Genomic DNA, 19,582 nt, shown 5'->3' with positions numbered 1-19,582 from the left:
ACGACCATGTCGATCGACGTCAACAACGAGTCCGGCACCGAGGTCGACGAGCAGGCGATCCTGGACATCGCCCGCTACGCGCTCGCGCGGATGCGCATCCACCCGCTCTCCGAGCTCTCGGTGATCGTCGTGGACGCCGACGCCATGGAGCAGTTGCACGTCCAGTGGATGGACCTGCCCGGACCCACCGATGTCATGTCCTTCCCCATGGACGAGCTGCGGCCGCCGTCCAAGGACGACGACGAGCCGCCGCAGGGGCTGCTCGGCGACATCGTGCTGTGCCCGGAGGTCGCCGCCAAGCAGGGCGCCGAGGCACCGACGCAGCACAGCATGGACGAGGAGCTGCACCTGCTGACCGTCCATGGTGTGCTGCACCTGCTCGGCTACGACCACGAGGAGCCCGACGAGAAGGCCGAGATGTTCGGTCTCCAGGCCGCCATCGTGGACGGCTGGCGCGCGGAGAAGGGCCTGACCGGCCCCTCGCCGGCGCCCACCGTGTCATGAGTCCCCAGCTCGTCACCGGCGCGATCGCGCTGGTGGTGGTCGCCTGGCTCGCCGCCTGCGCGGAGGCGGGCCTGGCGCGTGTGTCCAGCTTCCGCGCCGAGGAGGCGGTCCGCGGCGGCCGCCGCGGCAGCGCCAAGCTCGCCCAGGTCGCCGCGGACCCCACCCGCTATCTGAACGTGGCGCTGCTGGTCCGGGTCGCCTGCGAGATGGCGGCCGCCGCGCTCGTCACCTACGCCTGTCTGAAGGAGTTCGCCGGTACCGCCGAGGCCCTCCTGGTCGCGATCGCGGTCATGGTCCTCGTCTCGTACGTCGCCGTCGGCGTCTCCCCCCGCACCATCGGCCGCCAGCACCCGCTGAACACGGCGACGGCGGCGGCGTACGTCCTGGTGCCGCTGGCCCGGGTGATGGGGCCGATCCCCTCCCTGCTCATCCTCATCGGCAACGCCCTCACTCCCGGCAAGGGCTTCCGCCACGGCCCGTTCGCCTCCGAGGCGGAACTGCGGGCCCTCGTCGACCTCGCCGAGAAGGAGTCCCTCATCGAGGCCGAGGAGCGCCGCATGGTGCACTCGGTCTTCGAGCTCGGCGACACCCTGGTCCGGGAGGTGATGGTGCCGAGGACGGACCTCGTGGTCATCGAGCGCTACAAGACCATCCGGCAGGCGCTGACCCTGGCCCTCAGGTCCGGCTTCTCGCGGATCCCCGTGACCGGGGAGAGCGAGGACGACATCGTGGGGATCGTGTACCTGAAGGACCTGACCCGCAAGACGCACATCAGCCGCGACGCCGAGTCCGAACTGGTGTCCACCGCGATGCGGCCCGCCACCTTCGTGCCCGACACCAAGAACGCGGGCGATCTGCTGCGGGAGATGCAGAAGGAGCGCAACCACGTGGCCGTCGTCGTCGACGAGTACGGCGGCACGGCCGGGATCGTCACCATCGAGGACATCCTGGAGGAGATCGTCGGCGAGATCACCGACGAGTACGACCGCGAGCTGCCGCCGGTGGAAGCACTGGGCGGGGACCGCTACCGGGTCACGGCCCGCCTGGACATCGGCGACCTTGGCGAGCTGTACGGCCTCGAGGCGTACGACGACGAGGACGTGGAGACCGTCGGCGGGCTGCTCGCGAAGGCGCTGGGCCGGGTGCCCATCGCCGGTGCCTCGTCGGTCGTCGAGCTGCCCGACGGGCGCGAGCTGCGGCTGACCGCGGAGGCCGCGGCCGGCCGCCGGAACAAGATCGTGACCGTGCTGGTGGAGCCGGCGGGCCCCGCCGGGCCCCCGATGGAGCCGGAGGCGGAATGACCCCGCAGGAACTGCGCGCCTTCTGCCTGTCCTTCAACGCCGCCGTGGAGGACTTCCCGTTCAACCCGCAGACCTCGGTCTTCAAGGTCCGGGGCAGGCTCTTCGCCCTGTCGAGCCTGGACGCCCGGCCGCTGACGGTCAATCTCAAGTGCGACCCGGAGGACGCGGTGCGGCTGCGGACCGAGCACGAGGGCCTGATCGTGCCCGGCTATCACATGAACAAGCGGCACTGGAACACCGTCACGGTGGACGCCGAGCTCCCGGACCGCCTGGTCCGGGAGCTCATCGAGGACTCGTACGACCTGGTCGTCGCCGGACTACCGAGAGCCGACCGGCTCCGCCTCGACCGCCCCTGAGCCCTCCCGCCCGGACCGCAGCCCCAGCGCCACCAGCACCGCCGCCGCCAGCACGATCGCCGCGTCCAGACCCAGGACGGTGCGGACGCCCGACAGCAGGTCCGTGGACGTGGTGGCCAGGACGCCCAGCAGCGGGATGCCGACGGTGATGCCGATCTGCTGGGTCGAGGTGACCAGGCCGGTGGCCAGGCCCTGTTGCTCGTCGGGGACTCCCGAGGTGACCGTGAGGCCGTAGGAGATGATCGCGCCCAGGTGGCACATGCTCGCCAGGGAGACCGCGGCCGTGGCCAGCCCCACCGACCAGCCGTGGGTGTTCAGGCCCAGCAGAGCGGTCACCAGCGCGCCCTGACCGGCGAGCGAGCCGATCAGGGTGCGGCGGGCGCCGAAGCGGCCGATCACCTTCGGGGTGTACGAGCCCGCCACCACCGACAGGACGCCCTGGACACCGAAGACCAGACCGGTCTCGAAGGCGGACAGGCGCAGGACGTCCTGGAGGTAGAGGGTGAGCACGAAGACCACCGTCGACATCATCGAGAAGGTGACCAGACCACCCAGGTTCCCCCACGCCACCGTGCGGCGGCGCAGCATCGGCAGGGAGACCAGGGGCGCCGCGGTGCGGGACTCCACGAGTGCGAACGCCGTCAGCAGCAGCGCGCCCGCGGTGAGCGCCACGACGACGTCGGCACGCCCGAAGCCGTGGCCCGCCGCCGTCGACAGGGCGTAGATCAGGCAGAGCAGACCGCCGGTGACGGTGACCGCTCCGGGCACGTCCAGCCGCGGACGCTCCACGGTGCGGGACTCGCGCAGCAGGCCGGGTGCCAAGGGCAGCACCAGCAGCGCGAACAGGGCGAGCAGGCCCATCGTGGAGCGCCAGCCCAGGGTGTCGGTGAGGACGCCGCCGGCGACCATGCCGACCGTGAAGCCGAGGGACATCAGCGTGCCGGAGATGCCGAGGGCACGGTCGCGGGCCGGCCCCTCCGGGAAGGTGGTGGTGAGCAGCGACATCCCGGTGGGGACGATGGCGGCCGCGCCCAGTCCCTGCAACGCCCGGCCCGCCAGGAAGGAGGCCGGGTCCCAGGCCAGCGTCGCCAGCAGCGAGGCCGCGCCGAACAGGGCCAGGCCGGTCAGGAACAGGCGGCGGCGTCCGTGGAGGTCGCCGATGCGGCCGAACAGCAGCAGGAAGCCGCCGGACGGCAGCGCGAACGCCGTGACGGCCCACTGGAGGGCGGACCGGTTCATGCCCAGGTCGGCGCCGAGGACCGGGAGCGCCACGTTCAGGACGGAGAAGTCGAGCGCGACCATGAACTGGGCGGCGCACAGCACGAAGAGGACGAACCTGTCGCGCCGTGACAGCCGTGGCCTGCCGAGCGGCCGGTCCGCGGGCGTGGTCGGATGGGTGGTGTCGATCGCCATGGGCAAGAGCCTCGGGCGGGCGGAATAACCGTGGGGAGCCGGAACTTATGGTGGTGCTGCCACCACCAGACAGGACGAGGGGGATCCGCGGGTGTCGGAGGACGCGCTCAAGAGCCGTCGGCTGCGGGAGTTGCGTGAGTTCCTGATGAGCAGGCGGGCCCGGATCACCCCGGCCGAGGCGGGACTTCCGGCCGGCGGGGCCCGTCGTCGCACGCCCGGTCTGCGCCGCGAGGAGGTCGCCGTGCTCGCCGGGGTGGGCGCCTCCTGGTACCAGTGGCTGGAACAGGGGCGGGACATCTCCGTCTCCCCGCAGGTCCTCGACTCCGTGGCGCGCGTGCTGCGGCTGACCAACGCGGAGCGTCGTCATCTCTACGTCCTGGCCGGGCTGAACCCGCCCGCGCCCGAGCCGGTGGCCGACCACGACTGCGAGGGCCTGCGGCGGCTGATCGACGCGTGGATGCCCTTCCCGGCCCACATCATGGACATGTACTACAACTGCGTGATCTACAACGAGGCGGCCGGCTGGGTGCTCGGCATGCGCCCGGAGATCACGCAGAACTGCATCCTCGACTTCTTCACGGACCCGATGTACCGCTCCCGCTCCAAGAGCTGGGAGCAGAACGCACGCACGGTCGTCGCGCAGTTCCGGGCGGCGTGCTCGGCCTGCCCGGACGACGAGGGTTTCCAGGAGGTGCTGGCGCAGGTGAAGGCCGCGAGCCCGGAGTTCACCCGGCTGTGGGAGCAGCGGGACATCCAGGACGCCGGTGTGATCCGCAAGGAGTTGGACCATCCGCTGGTCGGGCTGCTGTGCGTCGAGTCGACGGCGCTGAAGGTGCCGGCACGGCCGGATCTGACGATCGTGCTGCACACCCCGCTGGACGAGGCGAACACCGCGGCGAAGCTGGAATGGCTGGCGTCGGCGGAGGGCAGGCGCGGCGCGATGTGTCCGGTGGCGGGGTGAGCGGCCGGGCCGCCCGCCCCGCTCCGTATGCTCGGGGCATGACCGACAGCAACGCGCTCGACCCCGAGGACCGCAAGATCGTCACCCTGGCCCGTTCGGTGCGGGCCCGCAACGGCGTGCCCGAGGGCGCCGCCGTGCGGGACGAGACCGGGCGGACGTACGCCGCCGGCACCGTCGCCCTCGACTCGCTCAGGCTGAGCGCCCTGCAGACGGCGGTCGCCATGGCGGTGGCCTCGGGGGCGAAGTCGCTGGAGGCGGCGGCCGTGGTGACCGAGGCGGAGTCCGCGGCCGCGGAGGACCTGGCGGCCGTCCGGGACCTCGGTGGGCCCGCCGCACCGGTGCTGGTGGCGGGGCCGGACGGAACGGTCCGTGTGAGGACGACCGCGGGCTGAGGGGGGGTGGACTTCGGCCACTTTTCCTGACCCTTGAAGAAACAGCTCGGCGTCTCTTGCAATCCCACGGCCCCGGCGTATCAATGGAACCGCTAGTTCCGACGGACCGTCAGATGTGCCGTCACGTGGCGTGCCGCACCCCGCCCGTGGCCGGTCCGCGTTCAGCCGCGTGTCTCTCCGCACCCGTCACCGTCGTCCCATGACGTCTTCGTGCGCGCGGCCCGCGGCGGTCCGTGGGCGTCCCCACATGGCAATTCCCGTGTAAGGGAAGGGATTTCGATGAGACGCAAGCGACTCGGCACGGGCACGGCGTTACTCGCGGCGGTCGCCGCGACCGGCCTGGCCTTCACCCAGACCGCGGCCGCCGTCACTCCCCAGACGGCGAGCATCACCGCCGACTGCGGCAGCTTCGGCGGCGGCGCGGCCACGCTCACGGCCACCCAGAGCGGCACCGCGGCCACCATCACGGTGCAGTCCGCGGTGACCGTGCCGATCAGTCTGTCCAAGGACTCGATCACGTCCACGCTCACCCTGGTGAAGACGGGCGGTGGCACCACCGTCTTCTCCGGCAAGAAGAACCCCGCCATGTCCGCCGGCAGCTCGGTCACCGTCGGCCCGCTCAGCGGCACCGTGGCCTCCGGCGACAGCCTGGAGGCGTTCGGCGGCTCCCTGAAGATGACCGTCTTCGGCATCACCATCACCTGCACGGCGACCGGGCCGCAGTCTCCGGGCCCGTTCGTGTTCGACTGACGGTCGGCCCGACGGGGCCCACGGCAGAGTGAGCCGGTGCCGTCCGGACGCGGGCGGCACCGGTACGGACAGGGCGGCCTGACTAGGCGGGGTCGGGTCGGGTGAACGCCTGCCGGCTGTGCGCGAGCAGGGCACGCACCCCGGGGCTGTGCGTGCCCTTCCAGACCAGGGCGAGCACGGCGGGTGTGTCGACGTCGTCGAGGGTGCGGGCGGTGAGCCGGTCACGGTGGCGCGCGGCCATGGACTCGCTGAGGACGGCGACGGCGAGCCCGCGGGCGGCGAGATCGGCGATCGCGTCCGCGGCGCCGGCCTGCAGCGCGATCGCGGGGTGCAGGCCCTGTGCGGCGCAGGCCCGGTCGAACACCGTGCGCAGGCCGGTTCCGGGCGGCATGCACACGAGCGGGTGGGCGGCCAGGTCGCGCAGGGTGACCCGCCGCCGTTTCGCCAGCGGATGCCCGGCCGGAACCGCCGCGACGAGGCGCTCGCTGATGACGGTCAGCGCGTCCAGCCCCTCGGGAGTGGTGGCCGCCGCCCCGATCAGCGCCACGTCGACGGCGCCGGCGCGCACCCCCTCGACGAGCCGGTCGGAGCCGTCCTCCAGCAGCGAGATCTCCACACCGGGATGCGCCCGGTGGAACGCGGCGAGGGCGTCGAACAGCGGCGTGAGGGTGCAGCCGATGACCATTCCGACGGTGAGCCGCCCCCGGATCACGTCGGTCACCTCGCCCACCGCCTGGCCGACCGCCCCGGCGGCGGCGAGCGCGGCGCGGGCGTGTTCGAGCGCGGCCTTTCCCGCGGCCGTGAGGACGACGGTGCGCGCCGACCGGTCGAACAGCTCGGCGCCGAGTTCCCGTTCCAGTCGGCGGATCTGGGCGCTGACACCGGACTGGCTGATGTGCACCCGCTCGGCCGCCCGGGTGAAGTTCCGCTCCTCGGCGACCGCGACGAAGTATTCCAGCTGCCTCAGCTCCATGACTGTGGATTCTAGTTGCCAGCAAAATCATCTGTTGGACTTCTGATCGACGGGCGACCAGGCTGGGAGGCACCGAAGCCCGACGCCAGGAGAGTCCGATGACGGAGTACGAGAAGGCCATGCGCCCGGAAGACCTCACCCGCCTGTTCGTCGAACGGTCCGACGCCGGTGACGCGGCCGGCGTCGCCGCGCTGTACGAGGAGGACGCGGTGATGGCCTACCCGCCCGGCGAGCGGACGGTGGGCCGGGAGGCGATCCGCGCCCTGTGGGAGAAGGTGCTGGCCGACCGCCCCCGCTTCGAACCGGAACCACCGCTGCCGACGCTGGTCAGCGGTGACATCGCCCTGACCGCGACCCCGCCGAAGGACGGGGCCGGCGCCCGGGCTCAGGTCGTCCGGCGCCAGCCCGACGGAAGCTGGCTGCGTCTGCTCGACCAGCCCGAGTTCAGGCCGCCATCCGGCCACAACTGACGGACCATCAGCCCACTTGCGTCATCTCCATTGACTTCTCACACGGTCCGCACATCAATGACCCCGTGTCGGCGCAGAAGAGCCGCTGCGCCCGTGACCACACGAGGGGGCAAGGATGGCTTCCGGAACTCGAAGACGCCGCTGGGCCACGGTGCTCGCGCTGGCCGCCTGCGCGGTCACCGGCGGCGGCGCACTGGCCTGTCCGGCCGGCGCCACCCCGCAGGAGGTGGACTTCGCCACCCACTGCATCCCGCCCGCGATCGCGGGAATCCCGCCGATCGACGGCACCACCACCGCGAAGATCACGGTGGACAACGCCAGTCCCAAGGTCGGCGACACGGTCACCGTCACCTACACGGTGGTCAACCCCGCCGCGAGCAACCCCACCGACCTGGCCCTGCCGGCCGACATCATGACACCCACCGGCAAGGTCGCCCTCGGCGGCGCACAGACAGGGGACGTCACGGTCACCGGGCCCAAGAAGAACGACCCCGTGCCGGGCAAGGGCGCCTTCCCGTCGTTCAGCATGACCGGCACGTTCACGGTCACCTCGCCCGGTGCCATCACGCTCGCGCCGGGCGACTACAACATCCACACCAGCTACATCCTCGAACTGGACACCCCCTGCACGGTGATCAACCCGCCCGCCCCGGTCTCCGAGACCGTGACGGCGACCGACACCACCCCGGTCAACAACCGTGCGATCACGCTCGGCTCGGCCTCCGGGAAGCCCGGTGACAGCGTGACCGTCACCGGCAGCAACTTCACCCCGGGCGCGACCGTCACCCTCGCCGGACGTTCCGGGGCCGCCCAGACCGCGGACACGGCGACCGTGACCGCGGACGCGCAGGGAGCCTTCAGCGGCGCGCTCACCGTCGACGACAGGACGACGACCGGTGTCGTGGCCTACGAGGGCGGCGCCTGGAGCGCGGACAAGGGGGCCGGTCCGGCCGCGTACGTCGTCGTGGACGACACCCCCGTCCCCGCGAACAGCCAGAAGCTCACCACCACCGTGAAGGCGGGCACCCTGTCGATGTCGCAGGCCGGAGACGCCGTCCAGCTGTCGGCCGTCGACTTCGGCACGGGCGGCGCCTCGCAGGGCACCCTGCGGACGGTGACCGTCAAGGACTTCCGCGGCGGACCCGCCGGGTGGTCCCTGACCGGCAAGGTCACCGCATTCACGGGACCCGGCGCGACGATCGACGCCGGCCGGCTGAGCTGGACCCCGGCCTGCGCCACCGAGGCGGGAAGCCCGAGCACCTGCCGGGCCGGCTCGGCGGGCACGGTGGGCGCATCGGGCGCGACCCTGGCCTCCACCCCCGACGGCACGCTCACCGGCGGCGAGTTCACCGTCGACGCCGGACTCTCGCTGGACGTGCCGGCGTTCACCCCGCCGGGGTCGTACTCAGCCGTGCTGACGCTGACCCTGACCTGACCGCACGCCTCACCCTCCGGTGGCCGGGCGCCCGCCCCGCGGGTCCGCACCCGCCCGTCCACCCCGACCACGTCCGCGGGGGTCCGCACCCATGCGCAAGCCGTACGTCCTGCTGGTGTTCGTGTGCGTGCTGCTCGCCTCGGCGGCCGTGCCCTCCCACGCCGCCGACAACGGCAGCTGGTCCGTCTACCCCACCTCCTCGAAGCTCGGCGCGCGTCCCTACTTCTACCTCTCCGCCGATCCCGGGCAGACGATCGAGGACACGGTCGTCGTCGCCAACAGGACCGGCCGCCCCCTCACCTTCCGCCTCTATGCCGCCGACGCCTACAACACCGCGCGCGACGGCGGGTTCGCGGTGCGCACGGTGCGGGAGCGGATGCGGGGCGTCGGCGCCTGGGCGAGGCCCGCGCGGTCCCTCGTCACCGTCCCCGGCCATGCGTCGGTCGGCGTGCCGTTCACGCTGCGGGTCCCCGCGGACGCGGAGCCGGGAGACCATCCGGGGGCGCTGGTGGCCCTCGACGATCGTGTCGACAGGGGTGGGGGGTCACTCGCGCTGGGGGTGCAGCGGGCCGTCGGCGCCCGCGTCTATCTGCGGGTGAGCGGGCCCACCCTCCCCGCGGTCTCCGTCGAGGACGTCCGCGTCAGCCACCACCAGCCGCTCGTGCCGGGCCTGGGGGACAGCACGGCGGCGATCTCGTACACACTGCACAACACGGGCAACGTCACCCTGAATCCGAGGGTGGAGCTGCGGGCGCGGGGCCTGTTCGGCCGGACGCTCCTGGCGCGCGGCCTGACCGGGATCCCCTCGCAGCTGCTGCCCGGCCAGCGTGTCCGGCTCACCGCACCGTGGCGCGACGCGCCCCAGTTCGACCGGGCCGACGTCACGCTGACGGCGAGCGCGCGGGGGACGCGGGACACGGCCGGCGCGTCGTTCCTCGCGCTGCCGTGGCTGGTGGCGGCGCTGCTGGCCGGGGTGGCGGCCGTGGCGGCGGCGCTCGCGTTCAGAGCGCGTCGGGTCCGCGCTCTCCGGTCCGTACCCGCACCACCGAATCCACCGGCACCGCCCACACCTTCCCGTCGCCGATCTTCCCCGTCTGCGCGGCCTTCACGATCGCGTCGATGACGGCGTCGGTGTCCGCGTCCTCGACGACGACGTCGATCCGCACCTTGGGCACCAGGTCGACCTGGTACTCGGCGCCGCGATACACCTCGGTGTGGCCGCGCTGGCGGCCGTAACCACTGGCCTCGGTCACGGTGAGACCGTGCACGCCGAGTTCCTGCAGGGCCGCCTTGACCTCGTCGAGGCGGAACGGCTTGACGATCGCGGTGATGAGCTTCATGCCTGGGACGTGACCTTCTGGGTGCCGGCGGAGACGGAGTGGGCGACCGGGGCGCCATGGCCCAGGACCCCGTGATCGTAGGCCGTCTCGGCGTGCACCGTAAGGTCCAGGCCGGTGTGCTCCTCTTCCTCGCTCGCGCGGAAGCCCATCGCCTTGTCGATCAGCTTGCCGATGCCGTACGTGACGGCGAAGGCGTACGCGGCGACGGCGGCCACCGCCACCAGCTGCCTGCCGAGCGGGGCGAGCCCGCCGCCGTACAGCAGGCCCTCGCTCCCGTGGGTCATCTCGCGGACCGCGAACAGTCCGATGAGCAGGGTGCCGATGACTCCGCCGACGAGGTGGACGCCGACCACGTCCAGCGAGTCGTCGTAGTTCAGCTTGAACTTCCAGCTCACGGCGTACGAGCAGACGACACCGGCGGCGAGACCCACGGCCAGCGCACCGAGCAGGGACACCGAGCCGCAGGACGGGGTGATGGCGACCAGGCCCGCGACCGCGCCGGACGCCGCGCCCAGCGTGGTGGGGTGGCCGTCCCGCTTCTGCTCCACGAACAGCCAACCGAGCAGGCCGGTGCAGCCGGCGGCGAGGGTGTTGAGGAAGACGGCCGCGGCGAGGCCGTTCGCGCCCAGGGCCGAGCCCGCGTTGAAGCCGAACCAGCCGAACCAGAGGAGACCGGCCCCCAGCACCACCATCGGCAGGTTGTGCGGGCGCATGGCGTCCTTCTTGAAGCCGAGGCGCGGGCCGAGGACCAGGCACAGGGCGAGGCCGGAGGCCCCGGAGGTGATCTCGACGGGCAGGCCGCCCGCGAAGTCGAGGGCACCCAGACGCTCCAGGATCCAGCCGCCCGGGCCCCACACCCAATGGGTGACGGGAACGTATACCAGCAGGGTCCACACGGGGACGAAGACGAGCCAGGCCCCGAACTTCGCGCGGTCCGCGATCGCTCCGCTGACGAGGGCGGCCGTGACGATCGCGAAGGTCAGCTGGAAGGTGGCGAACAGGAGCGTCGGCACGGTGCCGTGGAGGCTCGCGGGTCCCAGGTCCGCCATGCCGGCGTGCCGCAGATCGCCGATCAGCCCGTCCGCGCTGTCGCCGCCGAAGGCGAGCGCGTATCCGGCACCCAGCCACACCACGGTGACCAGCGCGATCGACACGAAGCTCATCATCAGCATGTTGAGGACGCTCTTCGTACGGACCATGCCGCCGTAGAAGAGGGCCAGGCCCGGCGTCATCAGCAGGACCAGTGCGGTGGCGGCGAGCAGCCAGGCGGTGTCGCCGGTGTCGAGGGCGGGGCTCTTTCCGGCGGCCAGGAAGGCGGTCTCCACGGACAGGTCTCCTCGGGGTGCGGGGCTCGTCCGAGGGTCACGGGTATGCGTTTCCGGTTGCATACGGACGTGTTTCGTCGACGTTTCGTGTTGCCCGGGAGTTTCCGGAACCTCACCGGGAGCCGTGCCGCGCTCGCCGTGCAAGGGGGTCCCGTGGATCAGGGAGAATGGGCGCCATGAGCGTTCGCAGCCAGTCATCCGAGCCCGCACAGCCCGTCCACCGGGCGGGCTTCGCCTGTTTCGTGGGCCGCCCCAACGCGGGCAAGTCCACCCTGACGAACGCTCTGGTCGGGCAGAAGGTGGCGATCACCTCGAACCGGCCGCAGACGACGCGGCACACGGTGCGCGGCATCGTGCACCGGCCGGACGCGCAGCTGATCCTGGTCGACACCCCCGGTCTGCACAAGCCGCGGACGCTGCTGGGCGAGCGGCTGAACGATGTGGTACGCACCACATGGGCCGAGGTGGACGTGATCGGCTTCTGCCTGCCCGCCGACCAGAAGATCGGCCCCGGTGACCGCTTCATCGCCAAGGAGCTCGCGGGGATCAGGAAGACCCCGAAGGTGGCGGTCGTCACGAAGACGGACCTCGTGGACTCCAAGGCCCTGGCCGAGCAGCTGATCGCGATCGACCGGCTCGGCAAGGAGCTGGGCTTCGAGTGGGCGGAGATCGTTCCGGTGTCGGCGGTCGGGGACAGGCAGGTGGGCCTGCTGGCGGACCTGCTGGTCCCGCTGCTGCCCGAGGGGCCGGCGCTCTACCCCGAGGGCGACCTGACGGACGAGCCGGAGCAGGTCATGGTGGCGGAGCTGATCCGGGAGGCGGCGCTCGAGGGCGTGCGCGACGAGCTGCCGCACTCGATCGCGGTGGTGGTGGAGGAGATGCTGCCGCGCGAGGACCGCCCGGCGGACAAGCCGCTCCTCGACATCCACGCGAACCTGTACATCGAGCGCCCGAGCCAGAAGGGGATCGTGATCGGGCCGAAGGGCAAGCGGCTGAAGGAGGTCGGCATCAAGTCCCGCAGGCAGATCGAGGCGCTGCTCGGGACCCCGGTGTTCCTCGACCTCCATGTGAAGGTGGCGAAGGACTGGCAGCGGGATCCCAAGCAACTGCGGCGCCTGGGCTTCTGAGTCCGGGTCAGCCGGGCGTGCGGGAAGGGATCAGCGCGCGCAGGGCCTTGCCGGCGCCTTCGGCCTTCAGGTTCACGAAGGCCGGGGTGACGCCGAGGGGCACGTCGTAGCCCACGAGGGTCCGCGGGCCGCGGACGACGGTGCCGCGGGCGACGTCGTACCAGACCCCGGGCGGGAGGTGGACGGTGCGGGTCGCGCCGTCGGTGAGCTGCGGGGCGGCCAGGACCGCCGGCCCGAGCATCCACTCGTCGGTGATCGTGTAGGACGCCCTGTCCCCCGGGTGGTCGAAGAACAGCGGCCGCATGATCGGGTCGCCGGTCCTCAGCGTCCGGCGCACCTGGTCCTGGATGTACGGCGCGAGGCGTTCGTGCTGGGCGACGGCCTTGCGGTAGAGGTCGACGGTCTCCTGGTCGTAGTCGACCGTGCGGCCCGTGGTGACGTCGATGGTGTCGACGGGTGACGTGGACGCGTACATCAGCGGCTGCAGGGAGGCGGACTGCGCCCAGCGCACCAGCACCTGTTTGGTCGGCGCGGGCCGGCCGCTGGAGCCGCCGATCATGTCGGTGGTGACGAAGGGGTAGCCGATGGTGGAGATGGCCAGGTTCTGGGTCACCGAGGCGCGCAGCGACTCCCAGCCGGTGCCCTTGTCCAGCTGCCGGGTGACGAACCCGGCCCGGTGGGCGCTGGCGTCCCAGTGCACGCGGATACCGACGCCCTGAAGGTCGAACTCGTCGGCGAGTTCGGCGCCGAGCCGCTGGTAGTCGGTGGGCCGGTAGCCGTCGTGGGGGGCGCATCGTTCGTCGAAGAACCGGGTGTCGAACTTCAGCCCGTCGATGCCGTAGTCGCTCATCAGGGTCCTGAGCCGGCCCGTGTACCAGGCCCTGGCGGCCGGGTCGGCCAGGTCGACGATCCCGGCGGTCCCGTTCCACCACGTGACGGTGCACGGCCGGGAGGGGTCGGCCGCGTCCTTCAGCAGGTACCCGTGGTCGGCGGCGTACCGGTAGCTGTCGGAGTCGAGGTTGATCCACAGGGTGACCCAGAGGCCGAAGCGGAAGCCGAGGTCGTGGATGGCCCGCGACATCGCCTTGGGGTCGGGGTACGCCTTCGGGTCGAAGGTCATGTTCCCGTAGTTCGACTCCCATTTGTCGTCGAGCTGGAGGGTGTGCCCGACGAGTCCGTTGTCGTGCAGGTCACGGGCGTAGTCGAGGAGCCTGGCCTGGTCGACGTGGGTGTAGAACTGCGCCCAGGAGTTCCACACCGGCTTCGCGTACTGCTCGTAGGTGGCGTCGCTCTTGGCGGGCCTGCCGACGATGCCGATGTAGTCGCGGTAGACGTCCAGCGGCGTGGACTCGACGAAGACGGTCGCCCGGTAGGGCTCGGCGGACTCGACGTCGAAGCGGCCGAGACCGTCCCGGCCCTGGTTGATCGCCACGTCCATGACGTGCCCGGTGTCGACCCGCAGCCCGGCCGCGCTCGACGTGTACCAGAAGGGGTCGATCATGTAGTACGAGGCCGGGCCGAAGGCCGGGTGGACGACCTCGCCGCTGTCGAGCGGCCAGGGCTGGTCGGTGGCGGGGCCGCCCTGCGGGGTCTTGGCCTCTCCGTGTCCGTACCAGTGGCCGGCGGACGCCAGGTCGTAGGCGAGTCCGAGCCGGTCGGGGTCGGCTCCCCCGACGGTCCAGTCGAGGTGGTAGCGGTCGGCGGACGGGGTGATGCGGGCCCGGACCGTGGCGCCGGCGGTGGTGGTGTCCGCGGTGAGGGTGAGAACCCCGTCCTGCCAGGACCAGCCGGTGACCTCGGTGGCGTGCTGCCAGACCCCGCCGACACGGAAGCGCAGGGCTCCGGTGTCGCCGCCCGCGGTGGCCAGGACGCGGGTGCCGGACCGGCTGGTCGCCAGGGCGAGCCCGGCGGTCGTCACCTGGAGGGTGTAACCGGGGGCGTTCGCCGAGGGCGGGACGGTGAGGGCCAGTCGGCCGGCGGAGGCGGAGAACCGGGCGGCGGGGGCGGAGAACGGGGCGGCGGGGGCGGCCTGCGCCGGTGCGGTGACGCCGGCGGGAAGGGCGGGGGCCAGTGACACGGCCGCGAGGAGTGCCCTGAGTCTGCGTGATGGTCCGCGCACAACACATGTCCTTCGACGGAGACGGTGATGGGCCGGGATGTGCGAGTCAGAGGTCGGTCCGTGCGGAATCGTGCTCGATTCAGCTCGATTCAGCCGATGATCGAGCGGCAGCCATCATGTGTCAACGACCGTTTCCGGTCGGCCCGGCGGATCAGACGGGCCGCCTGAAGCCGATCGTCGGCACCGCGCGCCGCCGCGGCCACGGCTCCACGCACACCTCGGGAAGCAGCCCGTCGAGGAAGGCGTACCGGCGCAGCGCCGCGGGCTCCTGGTTCTCGTACGACTGCACCTTCCGCCACCAGGCCGCGATCTCGGACCATCCGGGCGCGGAGAGCGACCCGCCGAACTCCTGCACGGACAGCGCGGCGGTCAGCCCCGCGAAGGCCAGGCGGTCGGCCAGCGGCCACTCGGCGAGCGTGCCGGTCACGAAGCCCGCCACGAAGACGTCCCCCGCGCCCGTGGGGTCCAGCGCCTCGACGGCGATCGCGGGCACGGCGGCGGTCTCCCCGGTACGCCGGTCGACGGCGTACGCGCCCTCCGCGCCGAGGGTGACGACGGCCAGCGGCACGTACTCGGTGAGCGCGTGCGCGGCGGCACGCGGGCAGTCCGTGCCCGTGTACCGCATGGCCTCCTCCGCGTTCGGCAGGAACGCCTCGCACAGTTCGAGGTCGGCCAGACCCCCCAGGTTCCAGGCGCCGGTCTCGTCCCAGCCGACGTCGGCGAAGACACGGGTGCCCTGCCGTGCGGCCGTGGCGATCCAGGGGGCGCGCCGGCCGGGGGTCAGGGAGGCGACGGCGGCGCGGGCACGGGGCGGGCGGTCGGGCGCTGGCTCCTGCGGCGGCGGCTCGTGGCCGTGGGAGACCATGGTCCGTTCGCCCTCGTACGCCATGGAGACGGTGACCGGCGAGTGCCAGCCGGGAACCGTCCGGGAGGGCGACAGGTCGATGCCCTCGCCCCGCTCCAGGGCGTCCCAGCAGTAGTCGCCGTAGTGGTCGTCGCCGAAGGCCGCCGCCAGACAGGTCCTCAGGCCCAGCCGGGCCAGCGCGGTGGCCATGTTGGCGACGCCGCCGGGGCTCGAACCCATGCCGCGCGCCCAGCTCTCGGTGCCGCGGACCGGGGCGGAGTCCAGCCCGGTGAAGATGATGTCGAGGAAGACCGTGCCCGTGAGGTAGACGTCCCACAGCGGGTCGTCGGGCAGGCGCAGGGCGGCAAGGGGGTCGACGTGGGCCTGGCGTTGCGGCCCCTCTCCGATGGACGCGGTCACGGTGCGCTCCCTGACGTGATGCGGACCCAGCCAGTGTGCACCAAGCCCCCCTCCGGGGGAGCGGGTCACCCGGGAGAGGCGGGCGCTACCAGCGAGGTGTGGCCGGGGGACGCCAGTCGGGGTCCGCGGCGCGCATCGCCGCCTCGTCGTCGCGGTCGCGCAGGGTGCCGTCGTCGGTGAGCCAGCGCCGGTGCAGGGCGGCCAGCCTGTCGCGGTCCAGCGTGACGCCGAGGCCGGGCGCGTCCGGCACGGCGATCGTGCCGTCCCGGAAGGCGAGGCGCTCGGTGAGGACGTCCTCGGACTGCCACGGGTAGTGGGTGTCGCAGGCGTGGCGGAGGTCCGGCACGGTCGAGGCGACATGGGTCATCGCGGCGAGGGAGATGCCGAGGTGCGTGTTGGAGTGCATGGACATCCCCACTCCGAACGCACGGCAGACGGCGGCGAGTTCGCGGGTGGCGCGCAGCCCGCCCCAGTAGTGGTGGTCGGAGAGCAGCACCTGGACGGCACCGCGTGTGAACGCCTCCTCGATCTCGGCGAACGTGGTGACGCACATGTTGGTGGCCAGCGGCACCTCGGTGCCCGCCGCGACCTCGGCCATGGCGGGCGTGCCGAGGGCGGGGTCCTCCAGGTACTCGAGGACGCCGGCCAGTTCCCGGGCCACCCTCAGCGACGTCCCCACGGACCAGGCGCCGTTCGGGTCCAGGCGCAGGGGGTGCCCGGGGAACGCCTCGGCGAGGGCGCGGACCGCGGCGATCTCCTCGTCCGGCGGGAAGACCCCGCCCTTGAGCTTGAAGGACCGGAAGCCGTACCGCTCCTGGAACATCCGGGCCTGCGCGACGACTCCGGCCGGATCGAGGGCGGCACCCCAGTCGTCCTTCTCGCCCGCCACGCCCTCGGGGTGACCGGCCCACCGGTAGAAGAGGTAGCCGCTGTACTCCACCGCGTCCCGCACCCTGCCGCCGAGCAGTGCGTGCACGGGCAGGCCGAGCGCCTGGCCGAGGGCGTCGAGGCAGGCGACCTCGAAGGCGGACAGCACGGACAGGCACAGCTTGTCGGCGGTCCGGACGCCGCGCAGCCCGCCGACGTCGACCCGGTCACTGACGTCGACCCCGTCACCGGCCCGGGAGCGGTCGACGGCGACCTCTCCGGCGAGGGCCGACAGGCCGTTCAGCTCCGTCACCCGGCGGCCCGTCAGTCCGTCCGCCAAGGGCCGGGCCAGCTCCAGGTACTCGGTGTCGCCGTACGTCTCGCCGAGCCCCGTGATCCCGTCGGCCGTCACCACCTCCACGATCAGCCGGGGCGTGTACGGCTGGTGGACGCCCTGCGTGTTCAGCAGCGGTGGGTCGGCGACCAGCACCGGGGTCAGACGCACCTCGGCGACGGACAGGTCGAGGGAGGTCTCGGCGGTCACAGGGCGGCTCCCCTTTCGTTTCCCCATATGGATGTCATCCACGTATGCGAACGAGATGGGGCAGCCCATGCCTACCCGGCCGCCCGCCCCGCAAACCGGCGCCGGCGGACCGTCCCCGGCCCCTACGGGAACTCGTACGCGTCCACCTCGGCGAGGCAACGCGCCCGCCGCTCCTCGTCGTGCTCCAGGAAGGAGGCCACGAAGGAATTGCGGGCCAGTTCGCGCAGCCGCTCCTCGCTCAGCCCGAGGGCCCTGCGCACGGCGTCGAAGGTGTCCCCCACGTACCCGCCGAAGTACGCGGGGTCGTCGGAGTTGACGGTGCACAGCAGCCCGGCGTCCAGCATGGCCGGGAGCGGATGGTCCGCCAGGGCGTCGACGGCGCGCAGGCGCACGTTCGACAGGGGGCACAGGGTCAGCGGGATCCGCTCCCGCGCGAGCCGCTCGACGAGCGCCGGATCCTCCATGCAGCGCAGCCCGTGGTCGACGCGCTCCACGCCGAGCACGTCGAGGGCCTCGGTGATGTACTCCGGCGGCCCCTCCTCACCGGCGTGCGCCACCCGCCGCAGGCCCAGGGCGGCGGCCGCCTCGTACACCTCGCGGAACCTCCCCGGAGGGTTCCCGGTCTCGGCCGAGTCGAGGCCGATGCCGGCGATCCGGCCGAGGTACGGCCGCGCCGCCTGAAGGGTCTCCATGGCCGACTCGGCGGACTCGTCGCGCAGGAAGCACATGATCAGCCGGGTGGAGACGCCGTGCTTGTCCTGGCTGCCGGCGAGCGCCCGCCACAGCCCCTCGACGACCGTGCCCATGCCGATGCCGCGGGCCGCGTGGGCCTGCGGATCGAAGAAGATCTCGGCGTGCCGCACCCCCTGCGCGGCGGCCCGGGCGAGATAGGCGTTCGCGAGGTCCTCGAAGTCCCGCTCCGTCCGCAGGACGGCCATCAGTTCGTAGTACAGGTCCAGGAAGGACTGGAGGTCCTCGAACCGGTAGGCCGCGCGGAGATCGTCCGCGTCGGCGTAGGGCAGACTCACTCCGTTGCGTGCGGCCAGCTCGAACGCCAGCTCGGGCTCCAGGGTGCCTTCGATGTGCAGGTGCAGTTCCGCTTTCGGGAGGGGCATCGCAGCATCCTATGGCTGTTTCACCGACGTTTCGGAACCGGCACCGTCATCAGATCGTGTGCCACCGTCAGTTCGCCGTCGAACCCGGCGGCCCGTGCCTCCCGCTCGAAGGCCTCGGGTTCCGTGTAACGCTGGCTGAAGTGGGTGAGGACGAGGTGGCGCACCCCGGCCTCCGCGGCGACCCGCCCGGCCTGACCCGCGGTCAGATGGCCGTGGTCCTCCGCCAGATGCGCGTCCGCGTCGAGGAACGTGGACTCGATGACCAGCAGGTCGCAACCCTCCGCGAGGGCGGGCACGGCGGCGCACAGCCGTGTGTCCATCACGAAGGCGAACCGCTGCCCCCGCCGCACCTCGCTGACCTCGTCGAGCGGGACACCGCCGAGGGAGCCCTCCCGCTGGATCCGTCCGACGTCGGGCCCCTGGATGCCGTGCGCGGCGAGCCGCTCGGGCAGCATGCGGCGCCCGTCGGGCTCGACCAGCCGGTAGCCGTAGGACTCCACGGGGTGGGACAGCCGGCGGGCCTCCAGCGTGTAGGCGGGGGTGACCGCGAGCGGACCGTCGGCGGCGACGGGTGCCTCGGTCACCCGTACCGTCTCGCGGTACGCCGTCGCGTACCGCAGCCGCTCGAAGAACCGCTGCCCCGACTCCGGGTAGTGGGCGGTGATCCGGTGGCGCACCTGGTCGAGGTTGATGCGCTGGATCACCCCGGCGAGTCCGAGGGAGTGGTCGCCGTGGAAGTGCGTGACGCAGATCCGGTGCAGGTCGTGCGCGGCGACCCCGGCACGGAGCATCTGCCGCTGGGTGCCCTCACCGGGGTCGAAGAGGATGCCGTCCCCGTCCCACCGCAGCACGTAGCCGTTGTGGTTGCGCTGCCGGGTGGGCACCTGGCTGGCGGTCCCCAGGACCACCAGTTCGCGTGCGGACACGGCGGCCTATCCGGGGGGCCACTGCAGGCCGCGGCCGCCCAGGAGGTGGGCGTGCGCGTGGAAGACGGTCTGGCCCGCCCCGGTGCCGGTGTTGAAGACGATGCGGTAGGAGTCGAGCTTCTCGTCCGCGGCGACCTCGCCGGCCTCCCGCAGCACGTCGGCGACCACGGCCGGCGCGGCGGCGGCGAGCGAGGCGGCGTGCGGGTAGTGGAGCCGGGGGATGACCAGCACATGGGTCGGCGCCTGGGGGTTGATGTCCCGGAAGGCGACGGTGGTGTCGGTCTCCCGGACGACCGTCGCCGGGATGTGCCCTGCGGCGATCTTGCAGAACAGGCAGTCGTCCTGCGGCTCTCCCGCCATGTGCGTGCCTCCTGACACAGACTGATCACGACGACGGCAT

General features: G+C 72.2%; 19 protein-coding genes and 1 pseudogene. 10 read left to right on the top strand and 10 right to left on the bottom strand.

Annotation, left to right across the window (positions count from 1 at the left end):
* The first annotated feature begins 6 nt into the window (after positions 1–6).
* Genes ybeY through ACFYMU_RS26390 form a run of 3 tightly spaced genes read left to right on the top strand, consistent with a single transcriptional unit; the run spans position 7 to position 2,161 of the window.
* Positions 7–504 (top strand): rRNA maturation RNase YbeY, encoded by a 498-nt coding sequence (gene ybeY, locus ACFYMU_RS26400; RefSeq protein WP_388377897.1) that lies wholly within the window; start codon positions 7–9, stop codon positions 502–504.
* Positions 501–1,805: a hemolysin family protein gene (locus ACFYMU_RS26395; protein WP_388377894.1), complete on the top strand. Its 1,305-nt coding sequence runs from the start codon at positions 501–503 to the stop codon at positions 1,803–1,805. Before ybeY ends, ACFYMU_RS26395 begins: the two co-directional genes overlap by 4 nt.
* Entirely contained in the window at positions 1,802–2,161 is a 360-nt protein-coding gene (locus tag ACFYMU_RS26390; RefSeq protein ID WP_388377891.1) for an MmcQ/YjbR family DNA-binding protein, read from the top strand. The genes ACFYMU_RS26395 and ACFYMU_RS26390 overlap by 4 nt, the downstream gene beginning before the upstream one ends.
* Here the strand turns inward: ACFYMU_RS26390 and ACFYMU_RS26385 are convergent.
* Positions 2,123–3,574, bottom strand: a complete 1,452-nt coding sequence (locus ACFYMU_RS26385) for an MFS transporter (RefSeq protein WP_388377888.1) — start codon at positions 3,572–3,574, stop codon at positions 2,123–2,125. The two genes, ACFYMU_RS26390 and ACFYMU_RS26385, sit on opposite strands and share 39 nt — an antisense overlap.
* A gap of 145 nt (positions 3,575–3,719) precedes the next feature.
* Here ACFYMU_RS26385 and ACFYMU_RS26380 point away from each other — a divergent pair, with 145 nt between their 5' ends.
* The 3 genes from ACFYMU_RS26380 (at position 3,720) to ACFYMU_RS26370 (ending at position 5,677) form a co-directional block, all read left to right on the top strand.
* On the top strand, positions 3,720–4,535 hold the full coding sequence (locus ACFYMU_RS26380) for a helix-turn-helix transcriptional regulator (protein WP_388378014.1): 816 nt from the start codon (positions 3,720–3,722) through the stop codon (positions 4,533–4,535).
* Between the two features lie 38 nt (positions 4,536–4,573).
* Positions 4,574–4,927, top strand: coding sequence for a cytidine deaminase (locus ACFYMU_RS26375; protein ID WP_388377885.1), 354 nt, complete (start codon positions 4,574–4,576; stop codon positions 4,925–4,927).
* A 279-nt stretch (positions 4,928–5,206) separates the two neighbouring features.
* Complete coding sequence (locus ACFYMU_RS26370; protein WP_388377883.1) at positions 5,207–5,677, top strand: hypothetical protein; 471 nt, start codon at positions 5,207–5,209, stop codon at positions 5,675–5,677.
* An 82-nt stretch (positions 5,678–5,759) separates the two neighbouring features.
* Here ACFYMU_RS26370 and ACFYMU_RS26365 read toward each other — a convergent pair whose 3' ends face one another.
* Positions 5,760–6,650, bottom strand: coding sequence for a LysR family transcriptional regulator (locus ACFYMU_RS26365; RefSeq protein ID WP_388377880.1), 891 nt, complete (start codon positions 6,648–6,650; stop codon positions 5,760–5,762).
* A gap of 98 nt (positions 6,651–6,748) precedes the next feature.
* Between ACFYMU_RS26365 and ACFYMU_RS26360 the strand changes: the two genes are divergently transcribed.
* The 3 genes and pseudogenes from ACFYMU_RS26360 to ACFYMU_RS26350 all read left to right on the top strand — a co-directional run.
* The gene (locus tag ACFYMU_RS26360; RefSeq protein ID WP_388377877.1) at positions 6,749–7,120 is read left to right on the top strand and encodes a YybH family protein; all 372 of its coding nucleotides are present in this window, start codon (positions 6,749–6,751) and stop codon (positions 7,118–7,120) included.
* Positions 7,121–7,235: 115 nt separating this feature from the next.
* The gene (locus tag ACFYMU_RS26355; protein ID WP_388377874.1) at positions 7,236–8,555 is read left to right on the top strand and encodes a beta-xylosidase; all 1,320 of its coding nucleotides are present in this window, start codon (positions 7,236–7,238) and stop codon (positions 8,553–8,555) included.
* A 91-nt stretch (positions 8,556–8,646) separates the two neighbouring features.
* Positions 8,647–9,660, top strand: a pseudogene (locus ACFYMU_RS26350) (DUF916 domain-containing protein); the annotation flags it as partial.
* Here ACFYMU_RS26350 and ACFYMU_RS26345 read toward each other — a convergent pair.
* Positions 9,557–9,895, bottom strand: coding sequence for a P-II family nitrogen regulator (locus tag ACFYMU_RS26345; protein ID WP_388377872.1), 339 nt, complete (start codon positions 9,893–9,895; stop codon positions 9,557–9,559). The pseudogene ACFYMU_RS26350 and the gene ACFYMU_RS26345 overlap by 104 nt on opposite strands.
* Complete coding sequence (locus ACFYMU_RS26340; RefSeq protein ID WP_388377870.1) at positions 9,892–11,220, bottom strand: ammonium transporter; 1,329 nt, start codon at positions 11,218–11,220, stop codon at positions 9,892–9,894. The genes ACFYMU_RS26345 and ACFYMU_RS26340 overlap by 4 nt, the downstream gene beginning before the upstream one ends.
* A gap of 167 nt (positions 11,221–11,387) precedes the next feature.
* On the opposite strand from ACFYMU_RS26340, the gene era reads away from it, so the two are divergent.
* A complete protein-coding gene (gene era / locus ACFYMU_RS26335) occupies positions 11,388–12,347 on the top strand; it encodes a GTPase Era (RefSeq protein ID WP_388377867.1) in 960 nt (319 codons plus the stop codon).
* A 7-nt stretch (positions 12,348–12,354) separates the two neighbouring features.
* On the opposite strand, the gene ACFYMU_RS26330 is transcribed toward era, so the two are convergent.
* The 6 genes from ACFYMU_RS26330 to ACFYMU_RS26305 form a co-directional block, all read right to left on the bottom strand.
* Positions 12,355–14,466, bottom strand: a complete 2,112-nt coding sequence (locus tag ACFYMU_RS26330) for a glycoside hydrolase family 31 protein (RefSeq protein ID WP_388377864.1) — start codon at positions 14,464–14,466, stop codon at positions 12,355–12,357.
* A gap of 151 nt (positions 14,467–14,617) precedes the next feature.
* Positions 14,618–15,730 carry a carbohydrate kinase family protein gene (locus ACFYMU_RS26325; protein ID WP_388377862.1) on the bottom strand — a complete coding sequence of 371 codons (1,113 nt, stop codon included), beginning with the start codon at positions 15,728–15,730 and terminating at the stop codon, positions 14,618–14,620.
* A gap of 85 nt (positions 15,731–15,815) precedes the next feature.
* Positions 15,816–17,168, bottom strand: coding sequence for a glucarate dehydratase family protein (locus ACFYMU_RS26320; protein ID WP_388377859.1), 1,353 nt, complete (start codon positions 17,166–17,168; stop codon positions 15,816–15,818).
* A 95-nt stretch (positions 17,169–17,263) separates the two neighbouring features.
* A complete protein-coding gene (locus tag ACFYMU_RS26315) occupies positions 17,264–18,256 on the bottom strand; it encodes an adenosine deaminase (RefSeq protein WP_388377856.1) in 993 nt (330 codons plus the stop codon).
* Between the two features lie 20 nt (positions 18,257–18,276).
* Complete coding sequence (locus ACFYMU_RS26310; protein ID WP_388377853.1) at positions 18,277–19,182, bottom strand: ribonuclease Z; 906 nt, start codon at positions 19,180–19,182, stop codon at positions 18,277–18,279.
* Between the two features lie 6 nt (positions 19,183–19,188).
* Positions 19,189–19,542: a histidine triad nucleotide-binding protein gene (locus tag ACFYMU_RS26305; RefSeq protein ID WP_388377850.1), complete on the bottom strand. Its 354-nt coding sequence runs from the start codon at positions 19,540–19,542 to the stop codon at positions 19,189–19,191.
* Positions 19,543–19,582 lie beyond the last annotated feature (40 nt).

This window comes from Streptomyces sp. NPDC007264, from assembly GCF_042869095.1.
Lineage (GTDB): Bacteria > Actinomycetota > Actinomycetes > Streptomycetales > Streptomycetaceae > Streptomyces.
Note: the sequence above shows the minus strand (reverse complement) of the source record. Positions and strands in the feature narration are given on the sequence as shown.

Excerpts from the sequence above, each read along its gene's own strand:
- ACFYMU_RS26315 (WP_388377856.1), bottom strand. The coding sequence starts at position 18,256 with ATGCCCCTCCCGAAAGCGGAACTGCACCTGCACATCGAAGGCACCCTG.
- ACFYMU_RS26375 (WP_388377885.1), top strand. The coding sequence starts at position 4,574 with ATGACCGACAGCAACGCGCTCGACCCCGAGGACCGCAAGATCGTCACC.
- ACFYMU_RS26320 (WP_388377859.1), bottom strand. The coding sequence starts at position 17,168 with ATGGGGAAACGAAAGGGGAGCCGCCCTGTGACCGCCGAGACCTCCCTC.
- ACFYMU_RS26385 (WP_388377888.1), bottom strand. The coding sequence starts at position 3,574 with ATGGCGATCGACACCACCCATCCGACCACGCCCGCGGACCGGCCGCTC.
- ACFYMU_RS26370 (WP_388377883.1), top strand. The coding sequence starts at position 5,207 with ATGAGACGCAAGCGACTCGGCACGGGCACGGCGTTACTCGCGGCGGTC.
- ACFYMU_RS26355 (WP_388377874.1), top strand. The coding sequence starts at position 7,236 with ATGGCTTCCGGAACTCGAAGACGCCGCTGGGCCACGGTGCTCGCGCTG.
- ACFYMU_RS26395 (WP_388377894.1), top strand. The coding sequence starts at position 501 with ATGAGTCCCCAGCTCGTCACCGGCGCGATCGCGCTGGTGGTGGTCGCC.
- era (WP_388377867.1), top strand. The coding sequence starts at position 11,388 with ATGGGCGCCATGAGCGTTCGCAGCCAGTCATCCGAGCCCGCACAGCCC.
- ACFYMU_RS26380 (WP_388378014.1), top strand. The coding sequence starts at position 3,720 with ATGAGCAGGCGGGCCCGGATCACCCCGGCCGAGGCGGGACTTCCGGCC.
- ACFYMU_RS26305 (WP_388377850.1), bottom strand. The coding sequence starts at position 19,542 with ATGGCGGGAGAGCCGCAGGACGACTGCCTGTTCTGCAAGATCGCCGCA.
- ACFYMU_RS26360 (WP_388377877.1), top strand. The coding sequence starts at position 6,749 with ATGACGGAGTACGAGAAGGCCATGCGCCCGGAAGACCTCACCCGCCTG.
- ACFYMU_RS26365 (WP_388377880.1), bottom strand. The coding sequence starts at position 6,650 with ATGGAGCTGAGGCAGCTGGAATACTTCGTCGCGGTCGCCGAGGAGCGG.
- ACFYMU_RS26390 (WP_388377891.1), top strand. The coding sequence starts at position 1,802 with ATGACCCCGCAGGAACTGCGCGCCTTCTGCCTGTCCTTCAACGCCGCC.
- ACFYMU_RS26345 (WP_388377872.1), bottom strand. The coding sequence starts at position 9,895 with ATGAAGCTCATCACCGCGATCGTCAAGCCGTTCCGCCTCGACGAGGTC.
- ybeY (WP_388377897.1), top strand. The coding sequence starts at position 7 with ATGTCGATCGACGTCAACAACGAGTCCGGCACCGAGGTCGACGAGCAG.